This window comes from Frankia sp. CgJB1, assembly GCF_977947065.1.
This window is the reverse complement of sequence record NZ_CDWTNB010000037.1, coordinates 1-16,260: the sequence shown is the minus strand read 5'-3', so window position 1 is coordinate 16,260 and position 16,260 is coordinate 1. Positions and strand designations below refer to the sequence as shown.

Genomic DNA, 16,260 nt, shown 5'->3' with positions numbered 1-16,260 from the left:
TGAGTGTGGACACCCACCGTGCCGAGGGCGGCTTCCGCCCCACCGTCCTCAGAGCGCGGGTCCGCCGGGAGCCGCTGAGCGTGACCGACGGGACCTGCCCTACGCCGTCCCGTGTCCGACGTCACGAAAGTTAAGACCCTCATTATGTCGGAAATCACACGGAAGAAACACCGATCGTGGCCAGCCCCTCCGGACCAGTCAGACGAATTTCAGGATAACGACAATCAAGATCATCGTTAGTCCGATCCCGAGCCAACCCAGGCCGATACCGACGGCCGCCACCGTGGCGCCACGCTTATCCCGGCGGCGGATCCGAACCCGCGCAACCAGTCCCACTACGACAGCCGCGGCACTGCCAATCCCGAAGATCCAGAGTACCGCCAAGAGAACCGACAGCATCGCGCCGCTGTTCCAGTGCCGGCGCCGCGGCGCCTCGGCCCGCCGAGCGTCGGTCCACAGCCCGACCCGCAGCGCAGCCGGTCGACCCGCTGGCGGGAAGGCCGACGGATCGGGAGGACGCGCCGGCGGAGTCGGGTCGCTGGGGCGATAGGTCACCTCCGACCGTCCCGGATCGGACGCCACGTCCGCGGCGGCGGTCGCGCCCCGACGCTCCGCGGGCGCCTGATCCGCCCACTTCCCCGGGAAAACCGCTCCCGACGGTGGCGGGGAGACCGGTCGCGGCGGTGCCGCGGGGGATAATAGCACGGCGGGCCGAAAGGCCGACGCGGGTGGCGGCGGTCCGACCGGCCACAGGCCGGGTGCCGGGCCCGGTCCCTGCACGTCCGGCGCCCAGCCACCGGACGGGTCGGCCTCGGTGACCCCACGCACCTCCCGGCCTACCAGCGCGGCCAGCAGCGAGGCGGCGTCCGGCCGCTCCCGCGGGGCCTTGGACAGCGCCCTCGCGACCAGGTTGAGCAGGTATCCGGGGAGCGCGTGGAGATCGGGAGAGTCCCGCTGTACCCGGACGGCAAGCAGGTCCGGCGTCTCGGCATGGAAGGGATGCCACCCCGTCGCCGCGTACGTCATGCAGCTCGCCCAGGCAAAGACGTCCGCTGAGGCGTCCGACGGCTCGCCGCGCATCTGTTCCGGTGACATCCAGGCCAACGTGCCGATCACATGACCGGTGCGGGTCAGCGTGGCGCTGTCGGTCAGGTGCGCGACCCCGAAGTCGATCACCTTGGGCCCGTCCCAGGCCAGCAGGATGTTGGACGGCTTGAGATCACGATGGACGACACCGGCGGCGTGGATGGCGACCAGCGCGTCGGCGAGGCCGACGGCGAGACCCCGGACGAGGTGGTCCTCCAGCCGACCGCGGGCCCGGACGGCCTCGGCCAGGCTGGTCCCCTCGACGTACTCGGTGACCATCCACGGCGCCGCGGCCTCGGTGTCGGCGTCGAGCACGGCGGCCACCGCCGTGCCTCGCACGCGCAGCGCCGCCCGCACCTCACGTTCGAAGCGGCTGCGGAACTCCTCGTCCTCGGCGAGATCCTCGGCAGCGACCTTCACCGCAACGGGACGCCGATCCGGGGCGAAACCGAGATACACGGTCCCCATCCCGCCGGCACCGATCCGGTTCTGCAGACGGTACGGGCCGATTTGGCGAGGATCGTCCTCCATCAGCGGTGTGAGCATCGCTCCCTTCGCTGCGCCCCTCGCTGCACCGGTGTAGCAGGTTCGATCCGGGTTCCCATCCGCCCAGGGGGCTGTGGGTGAAAGAGTATGTCCCCGGCCGCCATCGGCCGAAGGCGCGGTGCGTCGCAGGCGTGCGGGCCCGCGAGCACCCGCCGGCCACCCGCCGGCGGGGAGTGCCCGTCCGTGTTCCACGACACCGTTCCACGACACCATGGCCGCGACGACGGGCATCCGGTCGGCCCCGGGCGCGAAAATGCAGGCGTGGACAGCGACACCCGGCCGGGCCAGGAGACGACCGCCGACTGGCGCGCCGCCCTGCTCGCAGGCATCACCCTGCGGCCCGCCACGGCCGCGGCCGTCAACCGACTGGGCTGGCCCGACTACGACGGTCGACCGGCTCTGCGCTGGGGCGAGGGCGCGGTGGCCGGCATTCCTGCCGTGGTCGCGGTCTGGGATTTCACGGTTTACGGGGGAAGCTTTGGCGAGCGGGACGCACGTGGGTTCGCCGAGGCCGCCACCGCGGCCGCAGCCAGCCGCCGTCCCCTGGTGTCGTTCCTGCGCAGCGGTGGCACCCGCTTGCAGGAAGGGGTCGCCGGACTCGTCGGACTGCCCCGAGCCGCACTGGCGCTCGCCGCGCTGGACGCGGCGGGGGTCGGTCACATCGCCGTCGCGGACCAGCCCACCACCGGTGGTGTCTGGGTGACGATCGGCTCCCGCGCGGACCTTCGGTGCGCGGTACGCGGGGCGACGGTCGGCTTCGCCGGGCCTCGGGTGGTCGCGGCGGTCACCGGCACCGCCCCGTCTCCGGGCAGCTACACCGCAGGCTCGGCGTACGCCGCCGGGCTGGTCGACGCGGCGGCGGCGCCCAGGGCGGTCCAGGCGTGGCTGCGGCGGGCTCTGACCGGCCTGGCGGGTCTACCAGATCGGGAGAGCCGGGCTGGTCCAGGTACCCGGACCAGCCCGGGCGGCCAAACCACTCCGGGCGGATCGGGCGATCTGGCAGACGGAGGCGACCTGGCAGACGGATCGGACGGCGGCCCGTCACAAGCCGACGACGAGACCACCCTCCCCGTCCCGCCCGACGATCCGGACACCCGAACCGGGTCCGACGGACCTGCGCCGGGGGCTGAACACGTCGCCGCGCGCTCCGGGTGGGCGCAGGTGCGGGCGGCCAGGGACGGCATCCGACCGGACGGCATCGAGGTGCTGCAGACGCTGCTTCCCGACGGCGTCGACCTGGTCGGGCCGGATCCCCGGGTCGTGGCCGGTGTGGGGGTGCTCCTGGGCGACGTCGCGGGGCCTGCGGGGGCTGCGGGGCGGGGAGGGCCGATGCGTGCGGTGGTTGTAGCTGTCGGGGCCCGTCGCGGCGACGCCCCGGGTCCGACCGGGTACCGGTTGTTGGTCCGCGCCGCCCGGCTCGCGGGGAAGCTGGGGATTGGTCTCGTGACCCTGGTCGACACGCCCGGCGCGGCGAACGACGCGGACGCCGAGGCCGCGGGCATCGCGGCGGCGATCGGGGACGCGATGGCCGCGGTGTTGGCCTGCCCCTCGCCGACGCTGTCGATTGTGTTGGGTGAGGGCGGCTCCGGCGGGGCTCTCGCCGCGGCGGTCACCGACATCGTGGCCATGACCCCGGACAGTTACTTCACCGCGCTCTCCCCGGAGGGCACCGCCGTCACGCTGCGGGTACCGGTCGAGCGGGCCGCAAACGTCTCCGGGCTACGGCCGACCGACCTAAACGCGCTGGGATTCGCCGATCGGCTCCTGTCCGCCACCACCGCGGCCGAGACGGCGCGCGACGCTGCATCGCTGCTCGCATCCCTGAGCCGGGAGGACCAGGGCGATCGGCTGCGCCGGCGGCAGGCTCGATGGTCGACAGGGCTACCTAACAGTCTGTAGTATTTCTCTCCGGTCTTTACTTGGTCACCGGGATATCTGCCGACCTGGGGGGGCGAGCACCACGGCTGGCGGCACGGATGGTACGGCAAGGGAAGGCGAGCGGGCCATCGGCGAGCAGATACTGCCATCGTTGGCTGCGGCCACGGCCCGCCTCAGGCGGGCCGTGGCCGCAGACATCGTCGCCGCTCCAGGGCGGTCGGTCCTCGTCGGCCTGCGCACGACCCCGGTGAACGCCCGCGGGCTCGCCGTGGAAGCGGCCTGGATCGCCACCCACCTCGCCCTCTACCCGGCGAGTGCGCTGCGCCGGCAGCGCCCGCGCGAGCACGAGCCCTACTCGCTGAGCGCCCTCTCCCCCCTGCACCGCAGCCTGCTGGTCAACGCTCCCGACGCGGCAGGCACCCCGATCCTGCTGATCCACGGCCTGATCGACAACCGGTCCGTGTTCACCCGGTTGGGCCGGTCGCTGCGCCGCCGCGGTTTCCGCCGGGTGCGCACGGTGGAGCTGCCGCTGCTCGTACCGACGGTGCAGGAAGCGGCGCTCCGACTCGCCGCGTCCGTGCACGCCGCCATGGCGGACAGCGGCAGGCAGCGCGTGCACATCGTCGCCCATTCACTCGGCGGGCTGGTGGCCCGTTACTACGTGCAACAACTCGGGGGCGATCAGTACGTGGACACGCTGATCACTCTCGCGACGCCTCATTCCGGCACCCGTCTCGCCGGGCTTGTCCCCCGGTCGGTGCCGTACCGGCTCGTCACCCAGCTACGGCCGGGATCGGCGCTCCTACGCGAACTCGCCGCACCCGCCCCCGGCTGCCGGACCCGGTTCGTCGCGATCGGCGCCGGGCTGGACAGCGTGGTGCGGCCCGCCGAGGCGGCGCTCGACCATCCCGATCTCGACATCGAAAATCACACCGTGCCGGGCCTTGGGCATCATTCCCTGGCGTTCAGCGGCAAGGTTGCTCACCTGGTCGCGAGCTGCCTCGCCGGGGCGGCGGACCGGCCGGGACCGGTCCCCCGAGCGGAACGGTCCCGGCGACCCGGACCGTCGGGACCCTCGGGACCGTCAGAGCTTCTCGACGGGGGCGTACCGCAGGAGCAGGCGCTTCGTGCCGGCGTTCTCGCCGAAGTCGATGGTCGCCTCGGCGGAGTCACCGACCCCGCCGGTGGCGACGACAACCCCGAGACCGAAACTGTCATGGGTCACCCGGTCGCCTTGGCGCAGTTCCAGGACGGCCCGCGCGGCCGGCCGCGCGCGGCCCGAGAACGGCGAGTTCGGTAGCGGTTTACGCGCCGCCGGGGCGTCGGCGGCGCCCCGGCGGGTGGCGCCCGACCCAAACCCGCCAGACGAACCCCAGGACGTCCCCGCGGGCGCCGGCGGGGGATCGGCCAGCCGACGCCAATCAACCAGCATGTCCGGCACCTCGCCGAGGAAGCGCGACGGCGGGTTGTAGGCCGGTTGGCCCCAGGCGCTGCGCATCACCGCGCGGGTCAGGTAGAGCCGGGTCCGGGCCCGGGTGACGCCCACATAGGCGAGCCGGCGTTCCTCCTCGAGCTGGGTGGGATCTCCCAAGGTCCGCAGGTGCGGGAAGACGCCGTCCTCGAGACCGGTGAGGAAGACGACGGGGAACTCGAGGCCCTTGGCGCTGTGCAGCGTCATAAGGGTGACCACACCATCGGAACCGTCGTCGCTCGGAACCTGGTCCGCGTCGGCGACGAGCGAGACCTGCTCGAGGAACTCCGCGAGCGTGCCCTCGGGCAGCCGCTGGGTGAACTCCTGGACCACTCCGACCAGTTCCTGCAGGTTTTCCACCCGGCCCTGGGACTCGACGGTGTCCTCTGCGAGGAGTTCCGACAGGTAGCCGGTGCGTTCAAGCACCGCCTCGACCACGGCCACCGGGTCGTCGGCCGCCACGGTGCGTAGCTCGGCGAGCAGCGCGGTGAACTTTCGCACCGCCTTCGCCGAGCGCGCGGCGATCCCCGGCACCTCGTCGACACGCTCCAGTGCCTGCGCGAACCCGATCCGCTCGACATCGGCGAAGCCCGCCAGGGCCGCCTCGGCCCGCTCGCCGATCCCGCGGCGAGGCACGTTCAGGATGCGACGCAGGTTCACCGTGTCGCTGGGATTGACGAGGACCCGCAGGTAGGCAAGGAGATCACGGATCTCCTTGCGCTCGTAGAACCGCACCCCGCCGACCACCCGGTAGGGCAGCCCGACCCGGACAAAGATCTCCTCAAACACCCGGCTCTGGGCGTTGGTCCGGTAGAACACCGCGACGTCGGCGGACCGCGCGAGCTTCGCGTCCGAGAGCCGGTCGACCTCCTCGGCGACAAAGGCCGCCTCGTCGTGCTCGTTGTCGGCGGCGAATCCGACGATCTTCTCACCGTCACCGGCGTCCGACCATAGCCGCTTGGCCTTGCGCTGGTTGTTACGCGCAATCATCGCGTTCGCGGCGGAGAGGATGGTCTGGGTGGAGCGGTAGTTCTGTTCCAGCAGGATCACCGCGGCGTTCGGGAAGTCCTCCTCGAACTCCACGATATTGCGGATGTTCGCCCCGCGGAAGGCGTAGATCGACTGGTCCGCGTCGCCAACCACGCACAGCTCCGCCGGTGGGACGGCGCCCGAGGCCCAGGTATCCGACCCGGCCGCTGGCTCGGCCGCCGGCTCCTCTGACTCCACCGGCGCGGACCCGGCACCGAAGTACGCCGGCTGGCCGACGAGCTCGCGCACCAAAACGTACTGCGCGTGGTTGGTGTCCTGGTACTCGTCCACGAGCACATGTCGGAAGCGGCGCCGGTAGTGCTCAGCGACGTCGGGGAACGCCTGGAGGAGGTTCACCGTCGTCATGATCAGATCGTCGAAGTCGAGGGCGTTGGCCTGAGCCAGCCGCTGCTGATAAGCGGCGTAGACCTCGGCGACAGTCCGCTCGAGGTGGTTCGTGGCCCGGTCCCGTGCGGCCTCCCAGTCGATCAGTTCGTTCTTCAGGTTGCTGATCTGTGCCGCCAGACCTCGGGCGGGATGCCGCTTGGGATCAAGATCGAGATCGCGGGTGACCAGAGTGATCAGACGCTGCGCGTCGGCGGCGTCGTAGATGGAGAAGGTCGAGCTGAACCCGAGACTCTTCGTCTCGGACCTCAGGATGCGCACGCAGGCCGAGTGGAAGGTGCTCACCCACATCGCCCGCGCCCGAGGACCGACCAGTGCCGAGACCCGTTCGCGCATCTCGCTGGCGGCCTTGTTGGTGAACGTGATCGCCAGAATCTCCCCCGGCCGGACCCCCCGGGCAGCCAGCAGGTACGCGATACGGTGGGTCAGCACCCGCGTCTTGCCGGACCCCGCGCCCGCGACGACAAGCAGGGGTGCTCCGATGTGCACCACCGCCGCCCGCTGCTGCAGGTTGAGCCCGTCGAGCAGACTCTCGGCATCCAGGCGCGGCGAGGAGGAGTCACCGGGCCCGTCCCCGCCCACCGGCGGCGCCAGCACCGCTGGGCCGAACAGGTCGTAGGGCACGTGCGCACCGCCGTGGACATCCGTTCCGACCGACCCGGCGATGCCGGATCCGCCGCCGTGGGAATCGCCGAAAAAGCCGCTCATGGGACTCCGATCGTACGTTCGACGTCGAGCGGGTCGGACCGCGGCATGCCCGGATCGCACCCGACGACCCGGTTCGCGGTGTGGTTCGCGAGATGCACCGACAGCCCCACCCGGCCGCGGTCCTCGCGCGTCCGTGCCACCACATGACCATCACGCGTCCACGCCCAGTGGTCGTCGACCCGCGTGCTGACCAGCCTATTGTCCGTCGTTCCCGCCCCGCCCCGCGCGCGAGGGCGGGTCGTCGATGGCTGTGGCCCGCGTCAACGCCCGGCCCACCGGCGGTCACGCGGTCAGGCGGTCACGCGGTGCTCGACGCGCTCGGCGGGATGGCCGCGAGCGCCTTCACCCTGCTGGCCACCCCCGGGTCGATGTTGCCGCCCGACAGGATCGCCACCGTCGGGCCCTGCGCGAGATCACCTTGACGCAACAAGGCCGCAACCCCCGCGGCGCCGGCCGGTTCCACCTGGTGGCCGGCCCGGTGCAGCAACACCATCGCCTCCCAGAACGCTGCCTCATCGACCGTGACGATCTCGTCCACCAGGCGTGCGGCAAGGGCGAAGGTCAGAACCCCGGGAGCGTTCACCGCCATACCGTCGGCGATCGTGGTCGACGCCGAGACCACCCGTGACGAACGTGGCGCCGTCGGCTGTTCGGATGTCCGGCTGCCCGGAATCGTCCCGGCTTCCCACAGTGTTCCGGCACCAGGCGTCACCACCCCACCGGGGGGCACCGGGAGCCGCCGGCCAGCCCGCAGCGACGCGGCGAACGCCGACGACAGCACGGACTGCACACCGACCACTCGCACATCGGGGCGCCGGGACCGCACCGCCGCAGCCAGCCCGCTGATCAGTCCTCCGCCGCCCACCCCGACCAGAACGGTGCCGAGATCGGGCACCTGATCGAGCAACTCCAAGCCGATCGTGCCCTGCCCGGCCACCACCGTCGGGTCGTCGAATGGGTGGACCAGCAGCCGGTCTCCCCGGGCGGCGAAGGCGGCGGCCGCCGCGAGCGCCGTCTCCACCCCCCCGGGTATCTTCTCGACCCGGGCGCCCCACCGGCGCGTCCGCGCCACTTTGACCGGATTGGCCCCCACCGGCACGAAGATGGTCGCCTCGACGCCGAAGGTCGCGGCCGCGAAGGCCACTCCCTGGGCGTGGTTACCGGCACTGGCCGCCACCACCCCCCGGGCCCGCGTCGCCGGATCCGCGGTGGCCACCCGGTGGTAGGCACCCCGAAGCTTGAACGAACCGGTATGCTGCTCGTGCTCACACTTGAGCCAGACGGGCGCACCGATCGCCGCTGACAGGCCGAGATCCCGGACGACTCTGGTCTGTCGTGCCACCCCGGCAAGGACCCGGGCCGCGGCACGGATGTCCGACGCCCAGAGTTCGGCGTCCGGGGCTACCGATCGGTCGTCTGCGGCTGCTGCGGTCATGGAGCATCTCCCGGCGGCTGAGCGGCCACCCCACCATGACCGCGGCAACAAAAAAGCCCCCCACCAGGACAAGGCGGAAGGGCGAGGCGCGGACCCGATGATCGGTCGCGCGCCTAGGTAATGGCCATCTCGTGCGGGGTCACGTCATCCAGGGTGCTCCGGTTCCGCCCGGACGTCAAACGTGCCCGTCGGCGGGGGTCGCCCGACGGGCACGCGCTCCGATCCGGGATCGTCACTCCCACTCAATCGTGCCGGGGGGCTTGGAGGTGATGTCGTACACCACCCGGTTGACCTGCGGCACCTCGTTGACCACCCGGTTCGAGATGCGTTCCAGCAGGCCGTAGGGTAGCCGGGCCCAGTCGGCGGTCATCGCGTCCTCGCTGGTGACCGCGCGCAGGACGATCGGGAAGCCGTACGTACGCTCGTCACCCTGGACGCCTACCGACCGCACGTCGGCGAGCAGCACCGCGAAGACCTGCCAGATCTCGCGGTCCAGGCCGGCCTTGCGAATCTCCTCCCGGATCACCGCGTCGGCCGCCCGCACCACGTCGAGCCGCTCGGGCGTGACCTCGCCGATGATGCGGACGGCGAGGCCCGGGCCCGGGAACGGCTGGCGCCAGACGATCTCCTCGGGCAGCCCGAGCTCCTCGCCGAGCCGACGGACCTCGTCCTTGAACAGGGTCCGAAGCGGCTCGACCAGACCGAACCGCAGGTCCTCGGGCAGTCCGCCGACGTTGTGATGAGACTTGATCTTCGCGGCCGTCGGCGAACCGGATTCGATCACATCGGGATACAATGTCCCCTGCACAAGAAAGTCGATCGTCGCGCCCTCCGCCTCCGCCCGGGCCTCCAGTTCGCGGGCGGACTCCTCGAAGACCCGGATGAACTCGCGGCCGATAATCTTCCTCTTCCGTTCCGGATCGGTCACTCCGGACAGCGCGGCGGCAAACCGGTCGGCCGCCTTGATATGGACCAGATCCACACCGGTGGTCGCGACGAAATCGCGTTCGACCTGTTCCGCCTCGCCGGCCCGCAGCAAACCATGATCGACGAAGACGCAGGTGAGCGCGTCTCCCACCGCCCGGTGCACGAGCGCGGCAGCGACCGCGGAGTCCACCCCGCCGGACAGGCCGCAGATCAACCGTCCGGTCCCGACCTGGGCCCGGACGGCCGCGACAGCCTCGTCAACAATGTTGATCATTGTCCAGGTGGGCCGGCAGCCCGCGCCCACGAACAGGAAGTGCCGCAGCACGTCCATGCCTCGCTCGCTGTGGACCACCTCCGGGTGGAACTGCACGCCGTAGAGACGACGCGCGGGGTCCTCAAAGGCGGCGACCGGGGCCGACGGTGTGGAAGCCGTCACCCGGAAGCCGGGCGGCGCGGCGGTCACCGAGTCGCCATGCGACATCCAGACCTGCTGGACAACGGGCAGACCGTCGAAGAGAACCCCGGGACCCGACACCGACAGACGAGTTGCTCCGTACTCGGCGGTTCCCGTGCGCGCGACGGCGCCGTCAAGCGCCTGAGCCATGACCTGATGGCCATAGCAGATACCGAGAATAGGCACTCCGGTAGCGAACAACGCAGGATCCACCCGGGGCGCGCCAGGCGAGTAGACGGACTTCGGGCCGCCAGAAAGGATCAGTGCGGACGGACGCCGGGCGAGGATCTCGTCCACCGACATATCCCACGGGACGATCTCCGAATACACATGACATTCGCGTATGCGTCGGGCGATCAGTTGAGCATACTGGGCACCGAAATCGATCACCAGCACGGTGTCATAGCCCGGATGCCCCACCGCGGACGGGCCGGTGGGGCCGTCCGCCGGGGACCGCGGAACATCCCGAACCGCGCCGGTATCCGTCGGCTCCGCACCGCGACCAGCACTGCTACGCTGAAACTCACTCACCCCGCAAGCCTACGGACACGGCGACCCCACCGGTCCGCCCAGGCGCCCAACCATCTCCCACGGCCTTCACCGGAACAGACGAAGCACGCCGGACGCCGCCACGAAGGCGGTAAGGGCTCATGTCGGAGATGTCTAGGATGCTGAGTTTGCGTCTTCAGCCCGGTTCGCTCACCCCGACAAGCGCTTCGATCATTCAGTGACGCCCGATGTCGGGCTTCCCCGGCCTTCCCCGGCGGTTACGGTAGTGGTGACTCCGCGCGCAGTAGCGACAACTGACGTGCAGCCACCAAGGCGCTTACGGTGGGCGCCTTTCGGATGCCGACTTCGTACCGCTATGGTGCCTGACAAGGGACATCCGGGCCCGATACCGAGCCATCCTGGTACGACCTGTTCCGGGAGGCTGGCGGAGAGGTTGCGAAGGTACGTGCGCAGACAACCGATGGCCAGCAGCACGGGCATCGCCGCAGACTCGGAGCCGACAGTGGCGCCGGGTTCGCCCGTGGACGCCGAAGACGGCGGGCAGCGCGATGGTCGATTCGCCGCGCCACCGAACCCAGCCGGGTCGGGACTGGCGCGCCTTCACCGCGCCGCCGCCAACCCCACCAACTGGCGGGTACGCACCAAGCTGATCGCGATTCTGGCCGTGCCTGTCATCGCGATCCTCGCCTACTCGTCCATCGAGGCGGGTACGGTGCTGACGAGCACGCGGGACGTCAACCGGATGTCCGACCTGACCGAGATCAGCCGCTCGGTGTCCGGGCTGGTCCACGCCCTGCAGGCCGAGCGCACCTACAGCACCGGATTCATCGCCAGCGGTCCCGTCGGCGCCCGGGACGGGAGCACGATTCCCACCCGCCGGGCGGCGGTCGATGAAGCTTACAAGGCGTACAAGTCAGCTGCCAGCGAGCGGCGAGGATCCTTCGGCAGCGAGGTACGCCGCGCCCTCGACGACATCAGCAGCCGGATGGACACGCTGCCCGCCAAGCGGCAGACGATCGAAAGGCTGATCGACAGGAAGGCGGTCGAGACCGCCTTTCAGCCGATCATCAACTCGCTGATCAACCTGATCCGGCTGATCCCGCAGGGAAATGACGACCAGGAGCTCAACGCCGGGGTCAACACGGCCTACTTCTTGATGTCCGGGACGGAGCTTCTCGCCGAGGAGCAGGCACTTATCCACGGCCTGCTCACCCGCAACGGGAACCATGTCCTCACGGCAGACGACTATCGCGAGTTCCTGTCGGCCGAGACCCAGCGGGGCCGCCAGCGCAACGATCTCGAGAACGTCGCTCTACCGGACCAGCTCGCGGTCTACGAACCGACGATCGACACCGAGACCAACGGGGACATCCGCAACACCCAGAATTATGTCGAAGAAATTCTGAATGCGCCCATCGGTCAGCCGCTGACCGCGCTGGAAGCCGAGAAATGGGACCAGGCGACCCAGCAGACCATCGACACCGGTACGGAGGCCGTCGATAAGCTCTTGGGCCTCGTCGACGCCCGCATAGGCACCCTGCGGGGCAACATCCAGCGCCACGCGCTGCTGTCCGGTCTACTGATCGTGCTCATCCTGGCCCTCGCCCTGCTTGCCGCACTGGTCGTCGCGCGCTCGTTGGTCCGCCCCCTGCTGGCGCTGCGGACCGCCGCGCTGGACATCGCCGATCACCGGCTTCCCGAGGCCGTCCGTCGGTTGCGCGATTCCACCGAGCTGGACATCGACGACTCGATCGAACCGGTCGGTATCGACACTGACGAGGAGATCGGCGAAGTCGCGCGGGCTTTCGACGAGGTTCACCGGGAGGCGATCCGGCTGGCCTCCGAACAGGCGTCGCTGCGGAACAACGTCAACGCGATGTTCGTGAACCTCTCCCGGCGCAGTCAGGGACTGGTCGAACGGCAGCTGCGTCTCATCGACGAGCTGGAGAACCGCGAGCAGGATCCGGACCAGTTGTCCAACCTGTTCAAGCTGGATCACCTCGCCACCCGTATGCGGCGGAACAACGAAAGCCTGCTCGTCCTCGCCGGCACGGACACCGCTCGGCGCTGGACACACCCCGTCCCGCTGAACGAGGTCGTACTGGCGGCCATCTCCGAGGTGGAGCAGTACACCAGGGTCAAGCAGACGTCGGCCGCCGCGGTGTCCATCGCCGGCAACGGTGTCAGCGACGTCGTCCACCTGGTCGCCGAGCTCCTCGAGAACGCCACCTCGTACTCGCCGCCGGCCACCAGCGTCCTCGTCACCAGCCGCTCGCTCGGTCCGGGGGCCGGGGCGATGATCGAGATCGAGGACCAGGGCATCGGCATGCCGGCCAAGGAACTCGAACGGGTCAACGACCGACTGGCGAACCCGCCGGTGGTCGACGTGTCGGTGTCACGGACCATGGGCCTGTTCGCGGTCGGTCGGCTGGCCAGCCGCCACGGCATCCACGTCCAGCTGCGCGAATCCGCCTCCGGAGGTATCACCGCTGTCGTCCGGCTGCCCGCCAAGCTGGTGACCGGAGACGGCGGGGCCGGCACGGGACCGGGCCGGCCCACCGCGCCGACGCTAGGAACCCGCGCCGGCGACGCGCCGGCCATCCCCGGTTCCCCGACCGGACCGCGTGCACCGGAGCGGCCGGAGCGCACCGGCTCGGGAACTCCCGAACCGGTGGGCGGCAGAGTCGCGCCGACGAACGGCACCGGGGCCAACGGGCACCGGACCGCAGGTGAACCCGCCGGACCGGAAAGCCTTTTCGACGACTCCAGTGGGCCCCGGCGGTTCCCCAGCACCGGGTCGTTCCCGCTCACCGGGCCGCTGGCCGCCGCTCAGCTCGGGTCCGACCGAACGGGTTCGCTGCCCACCGCGGATAATCGCGACTTCGGGCCGGACGACTTCACCCCCGGCCTCGACAGCGGCACCGAGCGCGACAGCGAGGCGGATGGCACCAGCGCCGCTCCGCCGACCCTGCCGCACGATCTACTCGGGCGGGGAGGAAACGACGGGGACTACCCGGTCCCGGGAACCCGGGACCGGCCCGGCCCCGGTGGGCAGGACGGTCCCCGTGACCCACGGGAGCTCGACGACCGGGAACTCAACGACCGGGAACTCGACCTCGATGTCCTTCGCGGCCGCGGCGGCACCGCTCCCGGTGGCCGGCTCGACCCGGCCACCGACGCCGAACCGCCCCCCGACGTCGTACCGGACACCCAGACCATCGACCGGCGCGGATTCGGACGACGGGACGATCTGGTCACGGACGAGACGAGACCGGTGTCGTTCGGGGACAACCGCTGGGGGACCAAACCACGTCCCGGCGGCACCACCGGGCCCGGTCGGACCGAGCAGCCCGACACCGCCCGCCCCGGCACCGCCCGGCCAGACCCGGCCAGACCCGGCCAGACCCGGCCCGAGGCCGGTGAGCGGGCCCCGTCGGCCGAGGAGCCGACCCCCGGGGCCGGCAGTGTGTTCGCCCGCTCCGAGAACCGGCCCGTTCCGCAGGAACGATCGGAGCCCATGGAGTCCACCGGTCCCCGCGACCGGCCGGCGTCGGCGCTCGGGTCCCGGCGGTTCCGCGATACCGGGGCGACGGAGGCGATCTCCGGCGAGGACACCGGCGAACAGACCACGGCGGACCGGGACACCGACGACATCGAGACGTCGCCGATCTTCGATTCCGTGTCGGCGTGGTTCCAGCGATGTTCGCCGTCCGGTCGGGCGCCCGCCCAGCATTCGACGGCGGCCGCGGCGGCCCACCCCACCGGGCCGGATGCCGGTACGGCGGCGCCACCGGCCCGTTCCCCGGTCCGTCCGGGGCTCGGTGGGGCCTTCGGGCAACGCGGCCCGGCCCGCTCCGGAGTCGATCCGCTCACGGGTACCCGGACACCGGCGCGGGAGGAGCCCGCGGCGGACGCGCCGTCGGCGGCTCCGCCCGTCCCGGCCTTCGCGGCCCTGCATCAGACGGCCCTGCACCATCAGACGCCAGCACAGTACCAGCCAACGCCCCAGCAGACCCCGTCCCGGGAGAACTGGACATCTCCCGGGGACGCCGGCTGGCAGGCGGCCGAGTTGTTGCGTCAACCGAGCACAGGCGGCGTGACGCGGTCGGGCCTACCGGTGCGAGTTCCCATGACCCATCTCGTGCCCGGCAGCGCCGAACCCGCGCCCCGCCGGCGTCCCGCCGACACCTCGGCCAGATCTCCTGAGGCTGTAAGAGGCCGGCTTGCCAGCTTTTACCAGGGCGTACGGCAGGGACGTGATGTCGGAGTCGACACCGCGAGGAATCCTCGACGTGACGCGCAGGAGGAACGGTGACACCCGTGAGTTCTGAAGCCCAGAACCTCAACTGGTTGATCAACAATTTTGTCGATCGAGTCCCGGGTGTCGCCCACACCGTCGTGGTGTCCGCAGACGGCCTGCTACTCGCCGTCTCCGACGGCTTCCCCCGGGATCGCGCCGACCAGCTCGCCGCAGTGGCCTCGGGACTGGTGAGCCTGACCCAGGGCGCCGCCCGCGTCTTCGAGGCGGGCGGCGTCACCCAGACGGTCGTGGAGATGGAGCACGGCTTTCTCTTCATCATGGCAATCAGTGACGGCGCGAGCATGGCAGTGCTCGCGGCACCATCCTGCGACATCGGTCTGGTCGGCTATGAGATGGCCCTGCTGGTCAGCCGGGCGAAGGACGTCCTGACCCCGGCGTTGCGCGCCGAGCTGCAGGGAACCCTTCCGCGGTGACCGGACGGCAACACAGGGAGTCAGGGTGAGTATCGATCCCGAGGGCACGCCCGGGCCGGTCGTCCGTCCGTATGCGATGACCGGTGGGCGCACTCGGTCGCGCTATGAACTCGCCATCGAGGCACTCGTCTTCACGACGCCTCTCGGCGAGGAACGAGCGATCGGCCTCAACCTGGAGCAACAGACCATCGCCGCCATGTGCCGGCAGGTGCGATCCATCGCGGAGATCGCCGCTGGCCTCCGGGTGCCCCTCGGGGTGGCCCGCGTGCTGGTAGGCGACATGGCGGACGAAGGCTTCGTCCGCGTCCACCAGCAGCCTGACCGCGACGAGGCACCGGATCTCGCGTTGCTCGAAAGGGTTCTCAGTGGCCTTCGAAAGCTCTGACAACAGGCGGGTCAACTCCGCCGTCGCCACGACCTCGGTTAAGATCGTAGTAGCGGGCGGGTTCGGCGCCGGAAAAACCACATTCGTGGGTTCGGTGTCCGAGATCGTCCCGCTGCGCACCGAGGCCGTCATGACCGAGGCGGGAGCCCACATCGACGACCTCACCCACCTGATGGACAAGACCACCACCACGGTCGCCATGGACTTCGGCCGAGTCTCGCTGGACGAGGATCTGATCCTGTACTTGTTCGGCACCCCCGGGCAGTACCGCTTCTGGTTCATGTGGGACGACATCGTGCGGGGAGCCATCGGTGCGATCGTGCTCGCCGACACCCGCCGACTGGCCGACTGCTTCGCCGCGGTCGACTACTTCGAGCAGCGGCAGTTGCCCTTCGTGATTGGCGTCAACTGCTTCGACGGGATTCTGCGGCACTCGATCGAGGACGTCCGGGAAGCACTGCAGATCAGCCCGGCCGTTCCCGTCATCACCTGCGACGCCCGCAACCGCGACTCCACCAAGAGCGCACTGATCGCGGTGGTCGAGCACACGATGTCGCGGGCAACCGCACGGACCTGAGGTGATCCCGCCCGGGGCGGCCGGTGCCAGTCGCCCCGGGCAAACGAGCCGACCCGAGCTCAGACGGGCGAGGGAACTTTGCGGAGTTCGGCCTCCAGCGGGACCTTGGTGTCCG

General features: G+C 70.5%; 10 protein-coding genes and 1 pseudogene. 6 read left to right on the top strand and 5 right to left on the bottom strand.

From position 1 onward, the window contains the following. Positions 1-198 precede the first annotated feature (198 nt). Entirely contained in the window at positions 199-1,632 is a 1,434-nt protein-coding gene (locus tag AC08OT_RS06735; protein ID WP_476592176.1) for a serine/threonine-protein kinase, read from the bottom strand. A gap of 261 nt (positions 1,633-1,893) precedes the next feature. Between AC08OT_RS06735 and AC08OT_RS06730 the strand changes: the two genes are divergently transcribed. Then, positions 1,894-3,531 (top strand): carboxyl transferase domain-containing protein, encoded by a 1,638-nt coding sequence (locus AC08OT_RS06730; protein WP_476602638.1) that lies wholly within the window; start codon positions 1,894-1,896, stop codon positions 3,529-3,531. 163 nt (positions 3,532-3,694) lie between these two features. Further along, positions 3,695-4,210 (top strand): annotated as a pseudogene (locus AC08OT_RS06725) (esterase/lipase family protein); the annotation flags it as partial. Positions 4,211-4,594: 384 nt separating this feature from the next. Here AC08OT_RS06725 and pcrA read toward each other — a convergent pair. From pcrA to guaA, 4 genes are all read right to left on the bottom strand, one after another. Beyond that, positions 4,595-7,123: a DNA helicase PcrA gene (gene pcrA, locus AC08OT_RS06720; RefSeq protein WP_476602637.1), complete on the bottom strand. Its 2,529-nt coding sequence runs from the start codon at positions 7,121-7,123 to the stop codon at positions 4,595-4,597. Next, positions 7,120-7,263, bottom strand: a complete 144-nt coding sequence (locus AC08OT_RS06715) for a hypothetical protein (RefSeq protein ID WP_476593312.1) — start codon at positions 7,261-7,263, stop codon at positions 7,120-7,122. Before AC08OT_RS06715 ends, pcrA begins: the two co-directional genes overlap by 4 nt. A 158-nt stretch (positions 7,264-7,421) precedes the next feature. After that, positions 7,422-8,558, bottom strand: coding sequence for a threonine ammonia-lyase (locus AC08OT_RS06710; protein WP_476593311.1), 1,137 nt, complete (start codon positions 8,556-8,558; stop codon positions 7,422-7,424). A 232-nt stretch (positions 8,559-8,790) separates the two neighbouring features. Next, positions 8,791-10,359, bottom strand: coding sequence for a glutamine-hydrolyzing GMP synthase (gene guaA / locus AC08OT_RS06705; RefSeq protein WP_476593315.1), 1,569 nt, complete (start codon positions 10,357-10,359; stop codon positions 8,791-8,793). Positions 10,360-10,909: 550 nt separating this feature from the next. Here guaA and AC08OT_RS06700 point away from each other — a divergent pair. The 4 genes from AC08OT_RS06700 to AC08OT_RS06685 are packed head-to-tail and all read left to right on the top strand — an operon-like array spanning position 10,910 to position 16,145. Then, a complete protein-coding gene (locus tag AC08OT_RS06700) occupies positions 10,910-14,764 on the top strand; it encodes a sensor histidine kinase (RefSeq protein ID WP_476602636.1) in 3,855 nt (1,284 codons plus the stop codon). Further along, complete coding sequence (locus tag AC08OT_RS06695) at positions 14,761-15,183, top strand: roadblock/LC7 domain-containing protein (protein ID WP_011435096.1); 423 nt, start codon at positions 14,761-14,763, stop codon at positions 15,181-15,183. The genes AC08OT_RS06700 and AC08OT_RS06695 overlap by 4 nt, the downstream gene beginning before the upstream one ends. A gap of 25 nt (positions 15,184-15,208) precedes the next feature. Next, positions 15,209-15,568, top strand: a complete 360-nt coding sequence (locus tag AC08OT_RS06690) for a DUF742 domain-containing protein (protein WP_011435095.1) — start codon at positions 15,209-15,211, stop codon at positions 15,566-15,568. Then, positions 15,549-16,145 carry a GTP-binding protein gene (locus AC08OT_RS06685; RefSeq protein WP_462185733.1) on the top strand — a complete coding sequence of 199 codons (597 nt, stop codon included), beginning with the start codon at positions 15,549-15,551 and terminating at the stop codon, positions 16,143-16,145. Before AC08OT_RS06690 ends, AC08OT_RS06685 begins: the two co-directional genes overlap by 20 nt. Positions 16,146-16,260 lie beyond the last annotated feature (115 nt).

What these genes read in the sequence shown, in the direction of transcription:
- AC08OT_RS06735 (WP_476592176.1), bottom strand. Translation starts at nt 1,632, where the DNA reads ATGCTCACACCGCTGATGGAGGACGATCCTCGCCAAATCGGCCCGTAC.
- pcrA (WP_476602637.1), bottom strand. Translation starts at nt 7,123, where the DNA reads ATGAGCGGCTTTTTCGGCGATTCCCACGGCGGCGGATCCGGCATCGCC.
- AC08OT_RS06700 (WP_476602636.1), top strand. Translation starts at nt 10,910, where the DNA reads ATGGCCAGCAGCACGGGCATCGCCGCAGACTCGGAGCCGACAGTGGCG.
- AC08OT_RS06710 (WP_476593311.1), bottom strand. Translation starts at nt 8,558, where the DNA reads ATGACCGCAGCAGCCGCAGACGACCGATCGGTAGCCCCGGACGCCGAA.